At 60.1% G+C, this 22,346-nt stretch carries 22 protein-coding genes; 16 read left to right on the forward strand and 6 right to left on the reverse strand.

Annotated features, from left to right (window positions below):
- The first annotated feature begins 103 nt into the window (after positions 1–103).
- The 9 genes from JZX87_RS01820 (at position 104) to JZX87_RS01860 (ending at position 10,470) form a co-directional block, all read left to right on the forward strand.
- Positions 104–1,108, forward strand: a complete 1,005-nt coding sequence (locus tag JZX87_RS01820; protein WP_206823291.1) for a sugar-binding transcriptional regulator — start codon at positions 104–106, stop codon at positions 1,106–1,108.
- Between the two features lie 114 nt (positions 1,109–1,222).
- Positions 1,223–2,176 (forward strand): sugar-binding transcriptional regulator, encoded by a 954-nt coding sequence (locus tag JZX87_RS01825; protein ID WP_148143219.1) that lies wholly within the window; start codon positions 1,223–1,225, stop codon positions 2,174–2,176.
- A 146-nt stretch (positions 2,177–2,322) separates the two neighbouring features.
- On the forward strand, positions 2,323–3,639 hold the full coding sequence (locus tag JZX87_RS01830) for an ABC transporter substrate-binding protein (protein ID WP_183685267.1): 1,317 nt from the start codon (positions 2,323–2,325) through the stop codon (positions 3,637–3,639).
- A gap of 201 nt (positions 3,640–3,840) precedes the next feature.
- Entirely contained in the window at positions 3,841–4,713 is an 873-nt protein-coding gene (locus JZX87_RS01835) for a carbohydrate ABC transporter permease (protein WP_148143216.1), read from the forward strand.
- Positions 4,714–4,724: 11 nt separating this feature from the next.
- On the forward strand, positions 4,725–5,549 hold the full coding sequence (locus JZX87_RS01840) for a carbohydrate ABC transporter permease (RefSeq protein ID WP_183820989.1): 825 nt from the start codon (positions 4,725–4,727) through the stop codon (positions 5,547–5,549).
- Between the two features lie 12 nt (positions 5,550–5,561).
- Positions 5,562–6,566, forward strand: coding sequence for an ABC transporter ATP-binding protein (locus tag JZX87_RS01845; RefSeq protein WP_206823293.1), 1,005 nt, complete (start codon positions 5,562–5,564; stop codon positions 6,564–6,566).
- 45 nt (positions 6,567–6,611) lie between these two features.
- Positions 6,612–8,096, forward strand: a complete 1,485-nt coding sequence (locus JZX87_RS01850; protein WP_206823296.1) for a mannitol dehydrogenase family protein — start codon at positions 6,612–6,614, stop codon at positions 8,094–8,096.
- Positions 8,097–8,104: 8 nt separating this feature from the next.
- The gene (locus JZX87_RS01855; RefSeq protein WP_353654153.1) at positions 8,105–8,836 is read left to right on the forward strand and encodes an HAD family hydrolase; all 732 of its coding nucleotides are present in this window, start codon (positions 8,105–8,107) and stop codon (positions 8,834–8,836) included.
- A gap of 53 nt (positions 8,837–8,889) precedes the next feature.
- Positions 8,890–10,470, forward strand: a complete 1,581-nt coding sequence (locus tag JZX87_RS01860; RefSeq protein WP_206823298.1) for an FGGY-family carbohydrate kinase — start codon at positions 8,890–8,892, stop codon at positions 10,468–10,470.
- A 27-nt stretch (positions 10,471–10,497) separates the two neighbouring features.
- Here JZX87_RS01860 and JZX87_RS01865 read toward each other — a convergent pair whose 3' ends face one another.
- Positions 10,498–10,899 (reverse strand): nuclear transport factor 2-like protein, encoded by a 402-nt coding sequence (locus JZX87_RS01865; protein ID WP_206823300.1) that lies wholly within the window; start codon positions 10,897–10,899, stop codon positions 10,498–10,500.
- A 74-nt stretch (positions 10,900–10,973) separates the two neighbouring features.
- Entirely contained in the window at positions 10,974–11,726 is a 753-nt protein-coding gene (locus tag JZX87_RS01870; RefSeq protein ID WP_206823303.1) for an SDR family NAD(P)-dependent oxidoreductase, read from the reverse strand.
- Between the two features lie 111 nt (positions 11,727–11,837).
- Between JZX87_RS01870 and JZX87_RS01875 the strand changes: the two genes are divergently transcribed.
- Positions 11,838–12,770: a LysR family transcriptional regulator gene (locus JZX87_RS01875; protein ID WP_286194041.1), complete on the forward strand. Its 933-nt coding sequence runs from the start codon at positions 11,838–11,840 to the stop codon at positions 12,768–12,770.
- A gap of 78 nt (positions 12,771–12,848) precedes the next feature.
- Here JZX87_RS01875 and mcpU read toward each other — a convergent pair whose 3' ends face one another.
- Positions 12,849–14,945 carry a methyl-accepting chemotaxis protein McpU gene (gene mcpU, locus JZX87_RS01880; RefSeq protein ID WP_206823306.1) on the reverse strand — a complete coding sequence of 699 codons (2,097 nt, stop codon included), beginning with the start codon at positions 14,943–14,945 and terminating at the stop codon, positions 12,849–12,851.
- Positions 14,946–15,354: 409 nt separating this feature from the next.
- Between mcpU and JZX87_RS01885 the strand changes: the two genes are divergently transcribed.
- A complete protein-coding gene (locus JZX87_RS01885) occupies positions 15,355–16,068 on the forward strand; it encodes a sulfate transporter family protein (RefSeq protein WP_206823307.1) in 714 nt (237 codons plus the stop codon).
- On the opposite strand, the gene JZX87_RS01890 is transcribed toward JZX87_RS01885, so the two are convergent.
- On the reverse strand, positions 16,065–16,490 hold the full coding sequence (locus tag JZX87_RS01890; RefSeq protein ID WP_206823314.1) for a VOC family protein: 426 nt from the start codon (positions 16,488–16,490) through the stop codon (positions 16,065–16,067). The two genes, JZX87_RS01885 and JZX87_RS01890, sit on opposite strands and share 4 nt — an antisense overlap.
- An 89-nt stretch (positions 16,491–16,579) precedes the next feature.
- On the opposite strand from JZX87_RS01890, the gene JZX87_RS01895 reads away from it, so the two are divergent.
- Positions 16,580–17,158 (forward strand): TetR/AcrR family transcriptional regulator, encoded by a 579-nt coding sequence (locus JZX87_RS01895; protein ID WP_206823315.1) that lies wholly within the window; start codon positions 16,580–16,582, stop codon positions 17,156–17,158.
- Here JZX87_RS01895 and nth read toward each other — a convergent pair.
- Positions 17,136–17,927, reverse strand: coding sequence for an endonuclease III (nth, locus tag JZX87_RS01900; RefSeq protein WP_206823321.1), 792 nt, complete (start codon positions 17,925–17,927; stop codon positions 17,136–17,138). The two genes, JZX87_RS01895 and nth, sit on opposite strands and share 23 nt — an antisense overlap.
- Positions 17,928–17,948: 21 nt before the next feature.
- On the opposite strand from nth, the gene JZX87_RS01905 reads away from it, so the two are divergent.
- From JZX87_RS01905 to JZX87_RS01920, 4 genes are all read left to right on the forward strand, one after another.
- A complete protein-coding gene (locus tag JZX87_RS01905) occupies positions 17,949–18,446 on the forward strand; it encodes a DUF2244 domain-containing protein (protein WP_148143192.1) in 498 nt (165 codons plus the stop codon).
- A gap of 68 nt (positions 18,447–18,514) precedes the next feature.
- Positions 18,515–19,396, forward strand: coding sequence for a methylated-DNA--[protein]-cysteine S-methyltransferase (locus JZX87_RS01910; protein WP_206823325.1), 882 nt, complete (start codon positions 18,515–18,517; stop codon positions 19,394–19,396).
- A 136-nt stretch (positions 19,397–19,532) separates the two neighbouring features.
- The gene (locus JZX87_RS31720) at positions 19,533–19,778 is read left to right on the forward strand and encodes a PilZ domain-containing protein (protein WP_353654154.1); all 246 of its coding nucleotides are present in this window, start codon (positions 19,533–19,535) and stop codon (positions 19,776–19,778) included.
- A 98-nt stretch (positions 19,779–19,876) separates the two neighbouring features.
- A complete protein-coding gene (locus JZX87_RS01920; RefSeq protein ID WP_148143187.1) occupies positions 19,877–20,476 on the forward strand; it encodes a dual specificity protein phosphatase family protein in 600 nt (199 codons plus the stop codon).
- A gap of 16 nt (positions 20,477–20,492) precedes the next feature.
- On the opposite strand, the gene JZX87_RS01925 is transcribed toward JZX87_RS01920, so the two are convergent.
- The gene (locus JZX87_RS01925) at positions 20,493–22,340 is read right to left on the reverse strand and encodes an ABC transporter ATP-binding protein (RefSeq protein WP_206823328.1); all 1,848 of its coding nucleotides are present in this window, start codon (positions 22,338–22,340) and stop codon (positions 20,493–20,495) included.
- Between the last annotated feature and the right edge of the window lie 6 nt (positions 22,341–22,346).

The raw sequence follows: 22,346 nt of genomic DNA on the forward strand, positions 1-22,346 counted from the left end.
CAAGACATTTGTCCTTCTCAATTGACATATGTTCCAATGAAGACGATATCATGACCGGACGCGCAGGAATTGCATATTCCGCTTTTCGGGAGGATTGAGCGCCTTGGCCAGATTGAGACGCGAGAGCCACACGACCTATTCCGACGCGACCTCGCAGAGGCTGCGCGCCGCATGGCTCTATTACAATCAGGGCCTCACCCAGAAGGATGTGGCAGAGCGACTGGGCGTCAGCCGCTCCACCGTCATTCGCATGCTCGACGAGGCCATGAAACGCTCTGAAGTGCAGATCTGGATCTCTGAAGGCGTCGAAAGCTGCGTCGAGCTCGCGATCCAGCTCGAAAAAGCCTATGGGCTGGATGAGGCGGTCGTGGTTCCGACACCGCGCGACAGCAGCGCAGATGCGCTTGCAGGCGCTGTCGGCCTCGCACTCGGGCAATTCCTCTCCGATGTCATCCAGGATGACATGACGATCGGCGTCGGCTGGGGCCGCACCATGACGGCCTCGCTCTCCAGCTTCCGCCCCGCGCGCCATTCCAACGTCAAGGTCGTCTCGCTGCTCGGCGGCATCGTCGCCGTCCACCAGACGAACCCGATCGACTTTACCTGGCGTTTTGCCGGACAGTTGGGTGCAGAATGCTACATGTTCCTCGCGCCCCTGCTTGTCGATACGGTCGCCACCAAGCGCGCCCTGATCGACAAATGCGGCCTAGACACCATCTACAACCTTGCCGAGAATCTCGATCTCGCCGTCGTCAGCTGTGGCGATATCGGCCCGCATTCTACCTCGCTCTCGGAAGGCTTCATTTCGAAGAAGGAGTTGGACCGCCTGATCGCGTCAGGCTGTGTCTGCGATACTATGTTCAACTTCCTGAACGAGGAAGGTCATTCCGTCGATCAGGCGCTGAACGAACGGGTCATGTCGGTCGATCTCGATACACTGAAAAAAGCGAGACATATCGTGCTCTCGTCAGGCGGTTCCCACCGCGCGGTCGCCATCCGCGCCACCATCCGCCGTATCGGCTGCAACACGCTGATCACCGACGAAACGGCGGCAAAGGAGCTGCTGCGACTGGCTGAAGAGGATACAGCCACGCCTGAAGCCGACTAGCCGGCACGATCCCGCAAAAACAGCTTTTCATGGGACGCGCCGGAAACAGGTCTGCCAACCGTTTGACAGACACTCGGAAAAAATGGCAGCAAATTGGATGAGGAGATTTCTGCCATGGCAAAACGGTCTGACACCCAGGGACGGCTGGATGATGCGGCGAGGGCTGGCTGGCTCTATTACGTCGCCGGTCGCACCCAGGACGAAATAGCGGCCGCCATGGGCATTTCCCGGCAATCGGCGCAGCGTCTCGTCTCGCTCGCGGTTGCCGAGCGCCTGATCAAGGTCAGGCTCGACCATCCGATCGCCGCCTGCCTGGAACTGGCCGAAAGGCTGAAGGAAAAATACGGCTTGCGCCATGCAGAAGTCGTGCCGAGCGATCCATCTGGAGCATCATCGACGATAGGCATTGCAGAGGCAGCCGCCGCGGAGATAGAGCGCTGGCTCAGACGGCCGGAGCCGATCGTGCTTGCGGTCGGCACAGGCCGCACGCTGAAGGCCGCGGTCGATCAGCTGCCGCCGATGGAATGCCCGCAACACCGCATTGTGTCGCTCACCGGCAATATCGGACCTGACGGTTCCGCCGCCTTCTACAACGTCATCTTCTCGATGGCGGATGCCATCAAGGCACGCCATTTCCCCATGCCGCTTCCCGTCCTCTGTTCCTCGGCAGAAGAGCGCGAGACTTTGCATGACCAGGCGCTTGTCCGCTCGACGCTGGCGCTCGGTGCGGAGGCAGCCGCCACCTTCGTCGGCATCGGCGAACTGGGCGTCGACGGCCCTCTCTGTGTCGATGGCTTCCTCGGCCGTGAAGAAATGCAAAGCCTTGTCGAAAGCGGTGCCGCGGGCGAAATCTGCGGATGGGTCTACGACCAGCAGGGCCGACTTCTGGACAACGCCGTCAACGAACGCGTCGCCAGCGTCCCGATCCCGTCCCGCTACACGAGCGCGGTGATTGGAATCGCGAAAGGACAGCGCAAGATCAAGGCCATCGCGGCAGCGCTTCGGGGCAAGCTGATCAACGGCATCATCACCGATGAAGCGTCCGCTGAGCAGTTGCTCCGCCTGTGAGCAAAAATTTTTACGTTCAAATTCAAGTGCTTAAAACGGTTCAATCGCAGTGCAGCGACGAATCCGTGTTGACTTCCATCAAGTCCTGATAAGTAATTGCCCACGAGCAAAGCGAATGCTCGCAATCATCTTCTCGGGAGGAAGATATGACATTGAAGACTTTTTTGCTGGGCGCCTGCTCGGCCATGGCTTTTGTTGCCACCGCCGCATCGGCTGAAACCCTCACAATCGCAACCGTCAACAACGGCGACATGGTCCGCATGCAGGGCCTGACCTCGGAGTTCACCAAGGCGAACCCGGACATCCAGGTAAACTGGGTCACGCTCGAGGAAAACGTTCTTCGCGAACGCGTCACCACGGACATCGCTGCCAATGGCGGTCAGTACGACATCGTCACCATCGGCAACTACGAAGTTCCGATCTGGGCCAAGCAGAAGTGGCTCCTGCCGCTCGACGGCCTCGGCGACAAGTATGACATGGACGACCTTCTGCCGGCTATCCGCGGCGGTCTGTCCGTTGACAGCAAGCTTTACGCGGCTCCGTTCTACGGCGAATCCGCCATGATCATGTACCGCAAGGACCTGTTCGAAAAGGCCGGCCTCAAGATGCCGGAAAGCCCGACCTGGGAATTCATCGCCGATGCGGCGAAGAAGATCACCGATCGCGGCAACGACGTCTCGGGCATGTGCCTTCGCGGCAAGGCCGGCTGGGGCGAAAACATGGCCTTCGTGTCTGCGCTCAACAACTCCTTCGGCGGCCGCTGGTTCGACGAGAACTGGAAGCCCCAGTTCGATCAGCCGGAATGGAAGGCTTCGCTGCAGTTCTATGCCGACCTGATGAAGGAAGCCGGCCCGGCCGGTGCTTCGTCCAACGGCTTCAACGAAAACCTGACGCTGTTCCAGCAGGGCAAGTGCGGCATGTGGATCGACGCAACCGTCGCTGCATCCTTCGTATCGAACCCGAAGGACTCGAAGGTTGCCGACAAGGTCGGTTACGCGATCTTCCCGTCCAAGGAAGGCGTGAAGAACCACGGCAACTGGCTGTGGTCTTGGAACCTTGCCGTTCCGGCATCCTCGCAGAAGGCTGAAGCCGCGCAGAAGTTCATTTCTTGGGCAACCAGCAAGGAATACACGACGCTCGTCGCTTCCAAGGAAGGCTGGGCAAACGTTCCTCCGGGCACGCGCACGTCGCTCTATAAGAACGCCGACTACCAGAAGGAAGCAGCCTTCGCCGCTCCGACGCTTGCTGCGATGGACGCTGCCGACATCACCAAGCCGACCGTCAAGCCGGTGCCTTACACCGGTGGCCAGTTCGTCGCAATCCCTGAATTCCAGGCTCTCGGCACCACTGTCGGCCAGCTCTTCTCGGCTGTCATCGCCGGCCAGTCCACGGTCGACGACGCGCTTGCCGCCGCTCAGGCAACGGCAACCCGCGACATGACCCGCGCCGGCTACATCAAGTAAGGGATTTCCTCCCAAGGATAAGGGTTGTCCGGCTCCTTTGCCGGGCAGCCCGCCTCAGATGGAGACCAGAACGACCGGAAGCCGCGCCTCTCGTCGTATCCACAAGCTACCCTATAAAAACAAGATCATGCTTCCGCGCTGACGTTCCATGAGAACGCCACGACGGCAATGAGAGCCAAAGCTCCGGGGAGGTTTTTTAAGATGGCAACGCAGAACACCAGGACGTTGGCACGCCTTATGATGGCGCCCTCCGTCGTCGTTCTTCTGATCTGGATGGCCGTACCGCTCGCAATGACGCTGTACTACTCGTTCCAGAACTACAACCTGCTGACACCGATGAATGTCTCGTTCGCAGGCTTCTTCAATTACCAGTATTTCTACACCGATCCGGCCTTCTTCCAGTCGATCTGGAATACGTTGCTGCTGGTTCTCGGCGTGCTGGCGATCACCGTCATCGGTGGTACCGCGATAGCGCTTCTGATCGACCAGCCGATCTTCGGCCAGGGCATCGTCCGCATTCTGGTCATCTCCCCCTTCTTCGTCATGCCGCCGGTAGCTGCATTGATCTGGAAGAACATGATCATGCATCCGGGTTATGGCGTGTTTGCCGATATCGCCAAATTCTTCGGCGTGCAGCCGATCGACTGGTTCGCCCAGTTTCCACTCTTCTCGGTCATCATCATCGTCGCCTGGCAGTGGTTGCCGTTTGCCACCCTGATCCTGCTCACCGCGCTCCAGTCGCTCGACAGCGAGCAGCGTGAAGCGGCCGAAATGGACGGTGCCAACTTCTTCAACCGCTTCATCTACCTGACGATCCCGCATCTTTCGCGTGCCGTCACGGTCGTCATCCTGATCCAGACGATCTTCCTGCTCGGCATCTATGCGGAAATCCTCGTCACCACCAATGGCGGACCGGGTTACGCATCGACCAACCTCACCTTCCTCATCTACCGCACGGCCCGTCTCGGTTATGACGTCGGCGGTGGTGCTGCAGGCGGTATCATCGCAGTCGTTCTCGCCAACATCGTCGCCATCTTCCTGATGCGCGCCGTCGGCAAGAACCTGGACAAGTAGGAGAGAAGATCATGGCTCGTTCAGTTTCCACCGGAGCTAAGATCGGCTGGAGCGTTGCCGCCTGGGTTGTGGCGCTCCTCATCTTCTTTCCGATCCTCTACGCCGTCATCACCAGCCTCAAGACGGAGCAGGAGGCCATCGCCGGCTTCTCGCTTATCCCGTCCGGCACGTTCGAGAACTACATCACCGTTCAGACGCAGCGCGATTACTTCAAGCCGTTCATGAACTCGGTCATCCTCTCGGTCGGCTCCACCATCCTGGCGCTGATCATCGCCATCCCCTCCGCCTGGGCCATGGCATTTGCCCCGACCAAGCGGACCAAGGACATCCTGATGTGGATGCTCTCGACCAAGATGATGCCCTCGGTCGCGGTTCTTCTGCCGATCTTCATCATCTTCCGCACCTTCGGCCTGCTCGACAGCCGCGTCGGCCTCACCATCATGCTGACGCTGATCAACCTGCCGATCGTCATCTGGATGCTCTACACCTATTTCCGCGAAATTCCGGGCGAGATCCTGGAAGCCGCGCGTATGGATGGTGCCAGCCTCTGGAAAGAGATCGTCTACGTCCTGACGCCGATGGCCGTACCAGGCATTGCCTCGACACTGCTCCTGAACATCATCCTCGCATGGAACGAAGCGTTCTGGACCATCCAGCTGACGACCACCAACGCGGCGCCGCTGACGGCCTTCATCGCTTCTTTCTCGTCACCGCAAGGCCTGTTCTGGGCAAAGCTCTCGGCAGCATCGACCATGGCGATTGCGCCGATCCTCATCCTCGGCTGGTTCAGCCAGAAGCAACTCGTCCGCGGCCTCACGTTTGGCGCGGTTAAGTAAGGAATTCCGATCATGGGCAGCATTACTCTCAAGAACGTCCAGAAGCATTTCGGCGAAGCCAAGGTCATTCCTTCCGTCGATCTGGAAATCAAGGAAGGCGAATTCGTCGTCTTCGTCGGCCCCTCGGGCAGCGGCAAGTCCACGCTCCTGCGCCTGATCGCCGGCCTTGAAGACCTGACCGGCGGCACGATCACCATTGACGGCAAGGATGTGACGGAAGCCGCACCTGCTGCCCGCGGTCTCGCCATGGTCTTCCAGTCATATGCGCTCTATCCTCATATGAGCGTGCGCAAGAACATCGCCTTCCCGCTCAAGATGGCGAAGATGGAACAGTCAGCGATCGACAAGAAAGTCGAGGCTGCCGCCAAGGTGCTCAACCTCACCGACTATCTGGAACGCCGCCCCTCGCAGCTTTCCGGCGGCCAGCGCCAGCGCGTCGCAATCGGCCGCGCCATCGTCCGCGAACCGTCTGCCTTCCTCTTCGACGAACCGCTCTCCAACCTCGATGCGGCCCTGCGCGGCACGATGCGCCTCGAAATCAGCGATCTTCACAACCAGCTGAAGACGACGATGATCTACGTCACCCACGACCAGATCGAGGCCATGACCATGGCCGACAAGATTGTCGTGCTCAATCGCGGCAATATCGAGCAGGTCGGTTCCCCGATGGAACTGTATCTGACCCCGCGCAACCTGTTCGTGGCGGGCTTCATCGGCTCGCCGCGGATGAACCTGATCACCGGCGATTACGCCAGGTCGAAGGGCGCCGTCACCGCCGGCATCCGTCCCGAACATCTGACGCTGTCCAAGGAGAGCGGCACCTGGAAGGGTACCGTCACCGTTGCCGAACATCTCGGCGCCGACACCTTCCTGCATCTCGATGTCGACGGCATCGGCCAGATGACGGCCCGCGCCAGCGGCGAGTTCGGCGCCCGCCACGGCGATACCGTCTACCTGACGCCGGATGAAACCAAACTGCACCGTTTCGACGACAAGGGCCTCGCTATCAGGGCCTGATTGATCCTACCGGCCTGACAGACAGGCCAACCGGAGTATGAGAAAATGACTGTGAAGCTTTCGTTGGCAAGCCTCAAGGATGCCGCTGCGACCGCTGGCGTGCCCAATTACGATCCGAAGAGCCTGACGCCGGGCATCATTCATTTCGGCGTCGGCAATTTCCATCGCGCCCATCAGGCCGTCTACCTCGATGACCTGTTCAACACCGGCAAGGGCCATGACTGGGCGCTGATCGGCGCCGGCGTTCTGCCATCGGATGCCGCCATGCGCGACAAGCTGAAGGCTCAGGATTACCTGACCACAGTCGTCGAGCAGGACAATAACAAGACCGGCGCCCGCGTCACCGCGCCGATGATCGACATCATTGCACCCGACCAGAAGGATGCGCTGATCGAGAAGCTTGCCGATCCGACGATCCGCATCGTGTCCATGACGATCACCGAAGGCGGCTACTTCATCGATGCGGCCGGCCACTTCAACCCGGCCCATCCGGCAATGGTCGAGGACGGCCAAAACCCGGCAGCCCCGAAAACGGTCTTCGGCCTCATCCTCGCCGGCCTGAAACTGCGCCGCGAGCGTGGCGTGCAGCCCTTCACCATCATGTCCTGCGACAACATTCCGGGTAACGGCCACGTCACCGAGAACACCGTCATCGGCCTCGCCAAAATGTCCGACCCGGCCTTTGCCGAGTGGATTCACTCCAACGTCGCCTTCCCCAACTCGATGGTCGACCGCATCACACCGGCCACCGGCCAGCGCGAAGTCGATATTCTGAAAAACGACTTCAATATTGACGACAACTGGCCGGTCTTCTGCGAAGAATTCAAGCAGTGGGTGATGGAAGACAATTTCCCCGCCGGCCGCCCGGCGCTGGAAGAGGTCGGCGTCCAGTTCGTCCCCGACGTTGCGCCCTATGAATTGATGAAGATCCGCATCCTGAACGGCGGCCACGCGACGATCGCCTATCCGGGCGAGCTGCTCGACATCCATTTCGTCCACGAGTCGATGGAACACCCGCTGATCCGCGCCTTCCTCGCCAAGCTCGAGAAGGAAGAGATCATCCCGATCGTTCCGCCGGTCCCGGATACCAATCTCGATGAATATTTCAACCTGATCGAGCGTCGCTTCCTCAACCCGAAGATCGGCGACACCATTCCGCGCCTGGCGCAGGACGGTTCCAACCGCCAGCCGAAATTCATCCTGCCCTCGACCCGCGATCGCCTCGCCCAGGGCAAGGATATCGTCGGCCTGTCGCTGGTCTCAGCTCTCTGGTGCCGTTACTTCGCCGGCACGTCCGACAGCGGCCGCAAAATCGTCTTCAACGACGCCAGCGCCGAAAAGCTGCAGGCAGCAGCCATCAAGGCTAAGGACGATCCGGCAGCCTTCCTCGTCTTCGATGAAATCTTCGGTGAGGTTTCCGGCAACGAACTGTTCCGCAAGCGTTTCGCCCATGCCCTGAAGACGCTATGGAGCGAAGGAACTGCAAAAACCCTGCAGCTCTATCTCGACGACAAGCTGGTTCAGGAGTGAGGTGAAACGTGGCGGATAAGGCAAGCTTCAACGACGGCCCCTTGGTGATCTTCGACTGCGACGGCGTGCTCGTCGACAGCGAACCGCTTTCGGTCCGGGTTCTGGTCGAAGCCTTGAACCGCCACGGCATCGACATGGCCGAGGAGGAAGCCTATCAGCGCTTCCTCGGCCGCAGCCTTGCCACCATGCGGCAAGTGATGGACGAGGAATACGACTTCCACACCGGGCCCGAATTTCTCGAAACCCTGCGCCTTGATCTCTACGACCTCTTCAAGACCGACCTCAAACCGATCGAAGGCATTGCCGAGACGCTCGATGCGCTCGCGCTTCTCAACCTTCCCCGCTGTGTCGCCTCCTCCAGTCAGCCGGAACGCATACGCCTGTCGCTCGGCATCACCGGTATTCTCGACAGGCTGGAGCCGCATATCTTCAGCGCTTCCATGGTCAAGAACGGCAAGCCTGCACCCGACCTTTTCCTCTACGCTGCAGAGCAAATGGGCATCTCGCCGGAAAACTGCATCGTCATCGAGGACAGCCCCGCCGGCATCGAGGCGGCCCAGCGTGCCGGCATGTCGGTTTTCGCCTTTACCGGCGGATCGCATGCCTGTGTTCCGGGATATCGTGAACGGATCGACACACTTTCGCCGGATCTCATATTTGACGACATGCCGGATTTGCTCCACCTTGTAAAAAACCACATGGAGGGTCGTGGAGCGACATCTTCCCAGCGGGCAATTTGACACCGTGAGGAAGATTTTGCCGCGAGCGGTACAGGGACAGGAAACAGATCTGGATGCGTGACCATCTCGTTGCGGTCGATATCGGCACGACCAGCGCGCGTGCCGGCGTTTTCGACAGCAGTGGCCGAATGCTTGCCAAGGCCAAACACCCGATCCGGATGTTCCGCCCCAGGGAAGGCCATGCCGAACATTCCTCCGAAGATATCTGGGCCGCCACCTGCCAAGCCGTGAAAGCAGCGATGACCGAGGCCGGCATCAAGCCTTCAAGTATCGCCGCGATCGGCTTCGACGCCACCTGTTCGCTCGTCATGCGCGACCGGAACGGCAAGCCGCTCTCCGTCTCCACCTCCGGTCTCCCTGAACAGGATACGATCGTCTGGCACGACCATCGCGCCATCCGCGAAGCCGACGAACTCTCCGCTTCCGGCCACCATGTTCTGGATTTCTCCGGTGGCTCGCTGTCACCCGAAATGGAAATGCCGAAACTGAAATGGCTGAAGGAGAACCGGCCGGAAAGCTGGGAAAAATCCGGTTTCATCTTCGATCTGGCCGACTTCCTCACCTGGAAGGCGACCGGATCGACTGAGCGCTCCCGCTGCACTGTCACGGCCAAATGGAACTATCTGGCGCATGAGACGCCCGGTTGGAAAAGCGACTACCTGAAACTTGCCGGCCTCGAAAATCTGAAAGAAAAAGCCGGCCTGCCGGAAGGCACCGCCGAGGTCGGCACAAGCCTTGGCAGGTTGTCGAAACAAGCCGCGGCCGAGCTTGGCCTCGATATCGAAGTCGAAGTATCCCCCGGCCTTATCGACGCCTATGCCGGTGCTTTCGGCGCATTGGCCGGAGCCGCCAGCGACGCAAACCTCGAAACCAGCGTCGCACTCATTGGCGGAACCTCCAGCTGCATCGTCGCCTTCTCGCGCGATCCGAAACCGGGTCGCAGCCTCTGGGGGCCTTATTACGAGGCTGTACTTCCAGAACACTGGCTGGTCGAAGGCGGCCAATCTGCGGCCGGCGCGCTTCTCGATCATATCGTCCAGATGCATGCCGCCGGCGGCGAACCAACCACCGACCTGCATGGCCGCATCATCGCCCGCATTGCCGAGCTGCGCGCAGAGACGGAAGGCGATATCGCCCCCAACCTGCATATCCTGCCGGATTTCCACGGCAACCGCTCGCCGCTCGCCGATCCGCATGTCCGCGGCGTCATCACGGGCCTTACCCTCGACACATCCTTCGATGGCCTCTGCCGCCGCTACTGGCGCAGCTGTGTGGCGATCGCGCTCGGCATCCGCCACATCCTCGATACCATGGTCGGTTTCGGTTATCGGTTCGAAACCCTGCATGTCACCGGCGGCCATGTGAACAACCCGCTGCTCGTCGAGCTATACGCCGATGTCACCGGCTGCCGGGTGGTGGTGCCGCAGACGAATGATGCAGTCCTGCTCGGCACCGCGATGACCGCCGCCGTCGCTGGCGGCCTGCACTCATCCCTTTTTGCCGCAGGCTCGGCGATGCAGGCAGGCGGCACCGAATATCTCCCCGATCCGGCCCGCAAGGCAGCTTATGACCGCGATTACCGGCGCTTCCTCACCATGGTCCGCCATCGTGAGGAGTTGCGGGAAATGGCCTGAGTCGTCACATGGCTGAAGCAGACCCGGTTACGTCCGGGTCTTGTCATGCAACACATCTCCTTCGCCCGGCAGGGTATCGAAAAACAGGTAAAGCCCGCTGATCCGCCCGTCGCGGGCGATGATGAAGTCGGTTCCCGCATAGGCCGGTGGCTCACCGGGCGCACCGGAAACCCACCGCACTCTGCCCGCGGTCTCATGCAGCACTTCCGCCGGGCCGAGTTCGCGATACTGAAAATCCGGATGCGACGCCCGGATCACGCCCGCAATTCGGGCGATCTCTGCAGGGCCACGAAAAACTCCGTGCGGTTCGTGAAATTCTGCATCCGACGCAAAAATCTCAGCCGCAACCGCCTGGCGGCGCACATCGTCAGCCTCGCCAAAAACCTCCTGCAGATTGCGCTTCAGCAATGTCGCAATGTCGTAAGTCATCGTCAGTCTCCTTGAGAAAGCCACGCGTCCCTCAAGGACGCGCGGATGAGCTTCAACGTAGAAATCCGATCGTATTAAATCTGGACCTGACCACCATCGACGAAGAGTTCGACGCCATTGACGAAGCTTGCATCATCGGAAGCGAGGAACAACACTGCCTTGGCGATCTCTTCCGGCTGGCCGACGCGACCTGCAGGAATGAGCCCGGCAAGATAATCCTTCGTACCCTGCGCCTGATCACCGCCACCGAACAGCTCGTTCAGGCCTGCCGTATCGGTGACCCCGGGGCTAATGGCATTGACGCGAATATGCCGGTCCTTCAGGTCGAGGATCCAGTTACGGGCAAAGCTGCGGATCGCCGCCTTGGTGGCGGAATAGACGCTGAAGGCCGGCGTGCCGGAAATGCTGGTGGTCGATGACGTCAGGACAATCGAGCCGCCATCGCGCATCAGCGGCAGTGCCTTCTGCACGGTGAACAGCACGCCCTTCACATTGCTGTCGAATGTCGACTGGTAATGGTCCTCGGTGATCGAGCCGAGTGCAGCAAATTCACCGCCGCCGGCATTGGCGAAAACCACGTCGATATGCCCGTGCTTCTGTTGCACGGCGTCATACAGGCGGTCGATATCGGCAAGCTTGCCCATGTCGCCCTGAACGCCGGTCACTCGGCCACCGATCGCCTTCACCGCAGCATCGAGTGCTTCCTGTCGGCGGCCGGTAATGAACACCGAAGCACCCTCGCCGGCAAACGCCTTGGCAGTGGCAAGCCCGATACCGCTTGTGCCGCCGGTAACGATGACGACCTTGTTTTCAAATCTTGCAGCCATTGTCTTTCTCCTTTGATCTTGCGGTTTGTTTTCCGCTGGATGAAAGATGCATTCGGAACGCTGCGATCGAAAGTCGGCAAAATCGACACTCATCGTTCCATATGGAGAACGATGATGCGGCTTGATCTGAATGACCTTGTCTATTTCGCCGAAGTGGTAGCCCATGGCGGATTCGCTCCCGCCGGGCGCGCGCTGCGCGAACCGAAATCCAAGCTCAGCCGCCGCGTGGCAGGGCTCGAGACACGGCTTGGCGTGCGCCTGATCGAACGATCGAGCCGCCGTTTTAGGGTAACCGATGTCGGGCAGGTCTTTTATCAACGCTGCAAGGCGATGCTTGCCGAGGCGGAGCTTGCACAGGCGCTGGTGGCGGAAGCAAAATCGGAACCGGAAGGCCTCGTCCGCTTCAGTTGCCCGACCGGCCTCGTCGAGCCGATATCGGGCCTGGTCAACACATTCCTCGACCGTCACCCAAAGGTACAGTTGCAGCTCGTCGCACTCGACCGGCCGGTCGATCTCATCGAGGAACGGATCGATATCGCACTGCGCGTCCGCACCACGATCGACAGCGACGCCTCGCTCACCATGCGCTCGCTCGGTCAGTCCATCCGCATCCTCGTCGCAAGCCCGCAGCTCGCCAGCCGGATTGCGGATGTCGAACAGCTCGCCTCATTGCCGACGCTGGCAACAAGCGACGATGCAAGCGAACTGGAATGGCATCTGGAAACCGAGGACGGCAGAAAGCACATTCTCCGCCATGCCCCGCGCATGGGCTGCGCCGATTTTTCAGCCGTTCGCGCCGCGGCGATTGCGGGCCTCGGCGTCGCCCTCCTGCCCGACCATACCTGCCGTCAGGCGCTGGAAGATGGAACCCTCGTTCGCATTCTTCCTGCATGGCGCGGCATCACCGGCATCGTCCATCTGGTCTTCACCACCCGTCGCGGCCTGCCGCCGGCGGTTCGGAAATTCATCGATCACCTGGCTGCGAATTTTCCGAAAGATGCACTGGATGATCCGCGATTTCGCAACCGCCTGCCCGCTGCGTGACATTGCGTATGGCCATCAAAGCAAATGAGGCGACCGATGGGCCGCCTCATTCATGTTTACGGATGAAACTGCTGCCGCTCAGGCAGCGCGGCTATAGCTTCCGCGCTCGCTCGAAGTGGCCACTCCACCAAGACGGAACTGCGAAAGCAGGGTCTTCAGAGCCGTCGCTTCGGCTGCAAGGCCATGGCTGGCGGCCGTCTGTTCCTCGACCATCGCCGCGTTCTGCTGCGTGCCCTGGTCCATCGTGTTGACGGCGGTGTTGATCTCGTTCAGGCCCGTCGACTGCTCGCGGGTTGCCGTTACGATCGCCTGGATGTGGCCGTTGATCTCCTGCACTTCGGCAACGATGGCCTCCAGCCTGGTGCCTGTCTCGCCAACCCGCATCACGCCCTGCTGAACCAGATTGCCGGATGCGTTGATCAGTTCCTTGATCTCCTTGGCGGCCTGGGCGGAACGCTGCGCCAGTTCGCGCACTTCCTGCGCGACGACGGCAAAGCCCTTGCCCGCTTCACCGGCACGCGCTGCCTCGACACCCGCATTCAGTGCAAGCAGGTTGGTCTGGAAGGCGATCTCGTCGATGACGCCGATGATCTTGGAGATCTCCGAAGACGACCGTTCGATGTCTTCCATGGTGCGCACCGCTTCACGCACGATGCCGCCGGAATTCTCGGCATTCGAGCGGGTGCGGTTGACGAGGCGGCCGACTTCCTCGGCGCGATGGGCACTGTCGCGCACCGTCGTGGTGATCTCTTCAAGCGCCGCAGCGGTCTCCTCGACAGAGGCGGCCTGCTGCTCCGTACGTCGGGCCAGATCGTCGGCCGCATGGCGGATCTCGGAAGCGCCGGCATCGATATTGCGAGCATTGTCGCCCACCTTCGTCAGCGCGCTGTTCAGCTTGCCGATCGAGGTGTTGAAGTCTTCGCGCAATCGGTCGAGTTCGGCCACGAAAGGCGAATTGATGCGGTATTGCAGGTCGCCATCGGAAAGATGCGACAGGCCCTTCGCCAGTTCGTCCACGGCAAAGCGCACATCTGCCGCATTGCGGGCGGCAACCCGCTCGCGTTCGCCGCGCTCGCGCTCAGAAAGCGTACGCGTCTCCTGTGCATCCCCCTCGAGGCGCAGGCGCTCGATCGCATTCGTGCGGAACACGGCAACGGCTGCGGCCATGGAGCCGATCTGGTCGCGGCGGTCCTGGCCGGGAATGGTCGTGTCGAGATTGCCGCTCGCAAGCTTTTCCATGGCAGCCGTCATCGCGGTCACCGGCGAGATAACGATCCGGCTAAGCAATGTCGCCAGGAAAACCATCATGGCGACAACGGCAAGCAGCGTCGCAATCGCGGCAGCGAGGCGGAATTCGCGCGTCGCCGCATAGGCATTGTCCTTGTCGACAACGAAACCAAGGCTCCAGTCGGCACCCGGAAGACCACTGACCGGCACAAAGCTGACCAGCTTGCCCTTGTCGCCGATTGCGGTTTCCGCAACCTGCGAACCGATGCTCGGCGTATCTGTCGGGAAGAGGTCGGCAAGCGTCTTGTTGACGAAGGCCGCATCGGGATGGATCAGGATCTTGCCTGCCTTGTTGACGAGGAAGGCATGGCCCCCAGGACCAGCATCGACCGACTTGATCGCCGATACCAGCGTGTCTAGCGAAAAATCGCTGGCGGCAACGCCAACAAACTTGCCATCCTTGTTCACCGGAACGGCAGCCGTGATCATCAGCTTTTTGTCGGATGCGGAAACATAGGGTTCGGTCAGCACCGCTGCCTTTGCGGCAACCGCCTGCTTGTACCAGCCGCGCTGGCGCGGGTCATAACCGGCCGGCAAGGGCAGGTTCGGCCACTGCGTCATTTCGCCATCGGCTTCACCGCCGAAATAGGTGGAGACGAACTGGTCGGCAAGGACCTCGTTCTGCAGGATGGCAGAGCGCGAGGCGACGTCCGTGCTCTTCTCCATGGCCTTGGCGACGGAGTCAGTCAACATGAAGCGGCCGTTGAGCCAGTTGGCAATGCTCTGCGATGCCTGTTTGCCGGTGGATTCTATGTTGTGTGAAACGGACTGGGCAACGCCATCGCGCTGCAGGCTATCGATATAGATCGAAAAGGCGCCGAAGGCAGCCGCGACAAGCAGCGACGCGGCAAGCAGGATGCGCGTCATGAGGTTTGATCTTTTGGTCAAACGGGGTGTTCCTCTGATGAACGCCGGTGGACCCGGCTGATCGTTGGCATGGTTCTAATTGGGGGAGACATGCCGCGAGGCGAAGGCGGGACGCATCATGCGACCGTGACGCGGCCGAAACCGCAAGCATCGGCACGAATAAAACAGAAATCTAAACTTTGATTAAAAATGGATAACCCATAAAGCGCTCGCGAAGATTGCAACGAAAGAGCATACATCGCAAAATTGCTCAAAACTACAAATGCCCGCAAGAATAGGCGGTACAAACTACGCATTTAGTCATACTTTTACTTGGGTAAGCGATCTATCTCCACATGTTTCAAGACAACCATGACGTCATGCCGCAGGACTGCTTGTCGCGCCACGCATCGCCACCTACATCTGACCGGCCAACCGCCGGAGAGCATTCATGATCCTCGACGCCGCTCGCCTTGCGCTCGTCAACCTTTTCGCCTCGGAAACCCGCTCCGCCTTCTGGAAGATGCTGGGGCTCACCCTGCTCATCCTCGTCGGCCTGTGGTTCGCGCTCAGGGAGACTTTCGCCTATTACATCTGGCCGTGGTTTGCCGCCTTTCTTCCGACAATGCCAGAATGGACCGGCTGGCTGACGCTGATTGCAGCGATTGCCGCCAGCATCGGCCTAGCGCTCGGATTGGCGCTTCTGATCGCCCCGATCACCGCGCTGATCGCCGGCCTGTTTCTCGATGATGTCGCAGCCGTCGTTGAAAAACGCGATTACCCGAATGATCCACCCGGCAAGGAACTGCCGCTCGGTCAGGCGATTGCCGGTTCGATAAAGTTCCTGGGCGTCGTAATCGTCTTCAACTTTATCGCGCTTCTTCTCCTCTTCATTCCGGGCGTCAACCTGATCGCCTTCTTCATGGTCAACGGCTACCTGCTTGGCCGCGAATTCTTTGAATTTGCCGCCATGCGTTTTCGCTCACCGGAAGAGGCCCGCGCCTTCCGCGCAAAACACGCTTCCACGGTTCTGCTTGCCGGCATGCTGATCGCCGGTTTCCTGGCGATCCCGATCGTCAACCTCCTGACCCCGCTTTTTGCCGCGGGATTGATGGTGCATCTGCACAAGGCACTGGCCAAGCGCAATCCGGACTTCAGGATTTAGCCCGGAAGCGCCGACGCCTCATATTGGGCGGCAAACTCCGCGCTTGGCGGGATCGGCTTGATGATATCGATCAGCACGCCATTCGGATCGGCGGTAATGAAATGCCGCTGGCCGAAATCCTCGTCGCTGAGATCCAGCCTTATCGGCAGCCCCGCCGCCTTCAGCCGTGCATAGACAGCATCGACATCTTCGACTTCGAAATTCAGCAACAGGCCTGACACTTGGCCGCGCGCACCTTCCGGGATCGTCTCATGGTTCCCGTCGAGAATGGCGAGCGTCACATGCTCGCTCTCCTTCGATTGCAGGTGAACATACCAGTCGGCGGTAAACAGCGCTTCGAAGCCGAAATGCCGGGTATAGAACGCCGCCGTCCCTGTGACGTCCTTGGTCATGATGACGGGATAATAGCTGACTGCTTTCATCTCTTTTCCTCCGTTGAAATCCAAGATACATTCAGGCTGTATGTTTTTTATAAATACATTCTGTCTGTATGTAAATGGAGGATAGTCGCATGCCGCGCAGCAACCGCGAACGCACCGATGCCACCCGCACCGCCCTTCTGGATGCCGCACGGACCTTGTTCGTCGAAAAGGGCTATGCCGAAACGGCAACCCCGGACATCGTCGTCGCAGCTGAGGTCACGCGCGGCGCGCTCTACCATCACTTTGCAGACAAAAAGGCGCTGTTCTGGGCCGTGATCGAACGCGAAGCCAAGGATGTAGCAGCCGATATCGACGCCCGCTCGGTGGATGCCTCGTCGGCACGCGAGGCGCTGTTGCAGGGTGCATCCGCCTATTTCGATGCGATGGCAGTGCCGGGCCGCACACGGCTGCTCTTGAAAGAAGCCCCCGCGCAGCATGCGATCGATAGCGGTGAAGGAGAAGACCCGGCCGAAGAGGGCCTGAAAGTCGGCCTCTCGCATCTGCTTTCAGGCTCGGAAAACCTCAAGCTTCTCGACCCGCTGACATCGCTGATTTCGTCGGCCTTTGAGAAAGCCGTAATCGCGATCGATTGCGGCGGAAAGCGCGCCGATTACGAAGCTGCAATCGCGGCCCTGTTGGACGGCCTCACTGCGCAGCTCCGCCGATGACCTGAGGCGGCAGCTCCACTAGCGGCGCCGGTATGTCGAACGTCTTTTCCGGCGAGCGACAGAGGTCAGCGATAACGCAATGCTCGCATTCCGGCTTGCGCGCCTTGCAGGTATAGCGCCCATGCAGGATCAGCCAGTGATGAGCATGGAAGAGATATTCTTCCGGAATGACCTTGAGGAACTGCTCCTCCACCTCATCCGGTGTCTTTCCCGGTGCCATCAGGCAGCGGTTGCCGATGCGGAAGACATGCGTATCGACAGCAAGCGTCGGAATGCCGAAGGCCATGGACATCACTACATTGGCGGTCTTGCGCCCGACACCCGGCAGCCGTACCAGCTCCTCACGCGTCTTTGGCACTTGGCTGCCGAATTCGTCGATCAGCATGCGACAGAGCGCGATGACGTTCTTCGCCTTGTTGCGATAAAGCCCGATCGTCTTGATATGGGAAATCACACCCTCTTCGCCCAGCGCCAGCATCTTTTCCGGCGTATCGGCTATTCTGAACAGCGCTCTCGTCGCCTTGTTGACCCCGGCGTCGGTCGCCTGCGCCGATAGCGCCACGGCAACCACGAGCGTGAACGGGTTCACGTGCTCCAGCTCGCCCTTCGGCTCCGGCCGCTGGATCGAGAACCGGCGAAAAATCTCAACCATCTCGTCCTTCGAATAGGCGGATTTGAAGCGTTTTGTCTTCGTCGCACCCGTCTTTGCAGGCGTCCGATTTGACTTTTGCAAGGAAGCGGTGCTGGATCGGGATTTGGAAATGGCCATCAGCCTGTATAGTCACGCCCCATGACGGAAAGCAACGCGCACATAGTGGAGGAGCGGCCGGTCTTTGCCGCCGAACTCACACCCTACCGGTCGCTGGGGCGAACGGGATTTAAGCTGGTACTTGCGCTCTCCGGCGCCGTCTGCGCCTTTTACGGCATCTTCTTCACCGTAACCGGCGCCTGGCCGATCGGCCTGTTTCTCGGGGCGGATTTCCTGCTTCTCTATTTCGCGCTGAAGATGAGCTACCGTTCAGGCCGCCAGCGCGAGGAAGTCAGCGTATCGCAAACCCATATCCTGATCCGCAAATTCTCTCCGACGGGCAGGATGATCGAGCATCGTTTCAATCCCTTCTGGGCGCGTTTCCGCATCAACCGGCACGAGGAATTCGGCATCACCTCCATGTTCGTCAGCGGCGAGGGTCGGGCGACGGATGTCGGTTCCTTTCTCAATCCGGATGACCGGGAGAGCTTTGCCAACGCCTTCCGCAATGCGCTCGCAACAGTAACCCGCCGCCTGTGAGAAAGCCGCAAGAAACGGGTGGTATCGATGAAGCGGAGAAGGCAAATATGAGCGAAAGGAGACAGACCATGAATGCTCTCGCTCAGTTTTCAACGCCCGCGATCGACGTGACGCCGGAAGGCTCTGATTACGAGACCGTGCGCCGGGTGATCGAAATGATCACGCTCGACTACCGCGACCAGCCTTCGCTCGAAGCCATCGCTGCCGAGATCGGCCAGTCGCCAACGCAGTTGCAGAAACTGTTCACCCGCTGGGCCGGCCTGTCTCCGAAGGCCTTCCTGCAGGCGGTTACGATCGACCATGCCAAGCGCCTGCTCGGCACCGAAGGCTTGCCGCTTCTGGAAACTTCCTATGAGGTTGGCCTTTCCGGCCCCGGCCGCCTGCATGATCTCTTCGTCACCCATGAGGCGATGTCGCCCGGCGAATGGAAGGCCAAGGGTGGTGGCCTGACGATCCGCTACGGCTTTCACCCCTCCCCATTCGGTCTGGCGCTCGTCATGGCCACCGATCGCGGCCTCTCCGGCCTCGCCTTTGCCGATCAGGGCGGCGAGCAGGAGGCGCTGGACGACATGACCCGCCGTTGGCCAAACGCAACCTATGTAGAGGACAAGGCCGCAACCGAACCCTATGTCGGCCGCGTTTTCGACCGCTCGAAATGGCTATGCGACCGCCCCCTGCGGGTCGTGCTGATCGGTACCGACTTCCAGATGCGCGTCTGGCAGAGTCTGCTGAAAATCCCATACGGCAAGGCCGTCACCTATTCGGATGTCGCCAACGATATCGGCCAGCCGTCCGCAAGCCGGGCGGTCGGAGCAGCCGTCGGCGCCAATCCGATCTCTTTTGTCGTCCCCTGCCATCGCGCTGTCGCAAAGAATGGCGCTCTCACCGGCTATCACTGGGGCCTCACCCGCAAGCGCGCCATGCTCGGCTGGGAAACGGGCGAAGCGTAACGCTCCGATTCTGAACGGCTATCAGAAACCTCATCTGCCAATCTACCCGAAGAAGTTACGGGGTTTTTTGCGGGGTTTTCCGACATTGGCTCGGAACGCTACAGGATTTCCAATCGAACCTTGGAGATCCAGCCGGGTGCAAGAACGTAAATTTCCGCGATCGAGGGCCTTCCTCGGCGCAAAAATCCTGTTCAACGATCATCGTTCGGCTTTTGACGGCATCGTCAAGGAAATGTCGGAAGGCGGCGCGATGATCCGGACCGAAAGCGCCATGTCCGTCCCTGAGAACTTCACGCTCCAGCTTTCCGATGGACGCCAGTTCGAATGTGATGTCCGCTGGCGCCGTATCAACGCAATCGGCGTCGAGTTCCGCACCACTTGACATCGAAGTCCCGTCTTCAGGTGACAGTCAGCTTAAAGGCAGATGCCACCGGACAACGACAGATGAAATCTGTCCTGTTCAGCAAGGTGGATCGGCGAATGGCAGTTACATTCAAGCGGAAGTGGCTTCGCAACGGAGCGGCAGCCATTGGTATCGCGGCGCTCAGCATCGGCGCCTATCTGGGCTTCCTTCAGCTTTCCGGCAACTTCCACACCGTCATCGCCGGTGAACTCTACCGGTCAGCCCAACCGACAGCCGGCCAGATCGAGGAATATGCGCGCAATTACGGTATCCGCACCATCGTTAACCTGCGCGGCCCCTCCAAAAACGCCGCATGGTACACCGATGAAGTGGCGACAACGCAGCGGCTTGGAATAAAGCATATCGACTTCCGCATGGTGTCCTCCAGAGAGCTCACAGCAGAACAGGCGGACCAGCTCGTCGCCTTGCTGAAAGATGCGCCGAAACCGATCCTGATCCACTGCCAGGCAGGTGCCGACCGCACAGGCCTCGTATCCGTCATCTACAGCCATCAGATAGCCGGCGTCCCCACCGAGAAGGCGGAACAGCAACTGTCGCTTTATTTCGGCCATGTCGGCCTGCCGCTCGTCTCAAAAGCCTATGCCATGGACAGGACATGGGAAATGCTGGAGCGCCACTACGGCCTTTCCCGGGAACCGTTCACGGCCCCCATCTGAAAAGACATCCTTCCTTTTATGCCACCTGCACGATATGCCCCTCGGAGACCTCACGGTATTGCCGCACCGGCGGCACGTAATCCACCGAGCGCACGGGGCTCTTGATCTCGTCGGTCGCCATGTTGCGCTTGATCGACCGGCGTGCAGGGTCCGGCACGGGAACCGCCGACATCAGCTTTTTCGTATAAGGATGCTGCGGGTTTTCGAACACAGCAGCCCGCGGCCCTATCTCAACAATCTCGCCGAGATACATCACCGCCACTCGGTGGCTCACTCGCTCGACCACAGCCATGTCGTGGGAAATGAACAGATAGGCGAGCTTCAGGCTTTGCTGCAGGTCGAGCAGAAGATTGCACACCTGCGCTTTGATCGAGACGTCGAGCGCCGATACCGCCTCGTCCGCGACAATCACTTTCGGATCGAGCATCAGCGCACGCGCAATCGCGATACGCTGCCGCTGGCCGCCGGAAAACTCGTGCGGAAAACGTTTCATCATGTCAGCTGACAATCCGACCTTTTCCATCAGCGCCGCCGCCTTGTCACGCGCCTGGGCCTTCGTGCCGAGGGCATGCTCGACAAACGGCTCCATCACCGCAGACCCGATGCTCATGCGCGGATTGAGCGATGCGAACGGATCCTGAAAGATCATCTGAACCGACCGGCGCATGCGGCGAAGCGAAGGCTGATCGAGCTTCATCACTTCATAGCCATCAAGCACGACATTGCCGCTTGTCGGGTTGATCAACCGCGTTACCGAACGACCGGTCGTCGACTTTCCGCAACCGGATTCTCCGACAAGCGACAGCGTCTCGCCCTCCTGCAGGCTGAAAGACACGTTTTCCACTGCATGCACGGCACCGGTTTTGCGACCGAGCAGACCTGAATGGATGTCGAAACGCGTTGTCAGGTCACGAACTTCGAGGATCGGCGTCTTACCCTTCGCCACCGTGTCGGTGACGTCGGCGAGCTTCTGCTGTTCACCGGTCTTGACGTCGATGATCGGAAACCGCAGCGGCAGTTTGCGCTCGCCCATCGACCCCAGCCGTGGCACAGCCGAAAGCAGCGCCCGCGTATACGGATGCTTGCCGCGATGAAAGATATCGGCGGTCGCACCCGTCTCCACCTGGTCGCCACGGAACATCACGATCGTCCGGTCGGCCACTTCCGCCACCACGCCCATGTCATGGGTGATGAACAGAACCGACATGCCCTCCTCGTCCTGCAGCTGCTTAATCAGGTCGAGGATCTGCCCCTGGATCGTCACGTCGAGCGCCGTCGTCGGCTCGTCTGCGATCAGGAGTTTCGGCTTCGACGCAAGCGCCATGGCAATCATCACGCGCTGGCGCATGCCGCCGGAAAACTGGTGCGGATATTCGTCGAAACGGCCCTTGGCGTTCGGAATCCGAACCTTCTCCAGAAGCCGTATGACTTCGGCTTTCGCCTCTGCCTTGGAAATATCCGTGTGAACCGTCAGCGCCTCGGCGATCTGCTTTCCGATCGGGAAGATCGGATTGAGCGATGTCATCGGCTCCTGGAAGATCATCGAGATATCGTTGCCGCGCACCCGCCGCATCTGCTCTTCCGGCAGGGATACCAGTTCCTTGCCCTGCAGGAACACCTGTCCCTCGATCCTGCTCGTCTTCTTCGGCAACAGCCGCATGATCGACAGCGACGTCACCGATTTGCCCGACCCGCTTTCGCCGACGATCGCCACCGTTTCCCGCGGCGCGACATCGAACGAGATGTTGCGCACTACGGTCTTCCACTCGTCGCCGACTCGAAACGAGGTCGAGAGGTTTTTCACCGAAAGGACGGGAGCGACGGAGCCGCCCCCATGTTCCATGTCATTTCCGGAAAGCAGCATCGGGTT

This window comes from Agrobacterium sp. Ap1 (assembly GCF_017313375.1).
Taxonomy (GTDB): Bacteria; Pseudomonadota; Alphaproteobacteria; order Rhizobiales; family Rhizobiaceae; genus Neorhizobium; species Neorhizobium cellulosilyticum.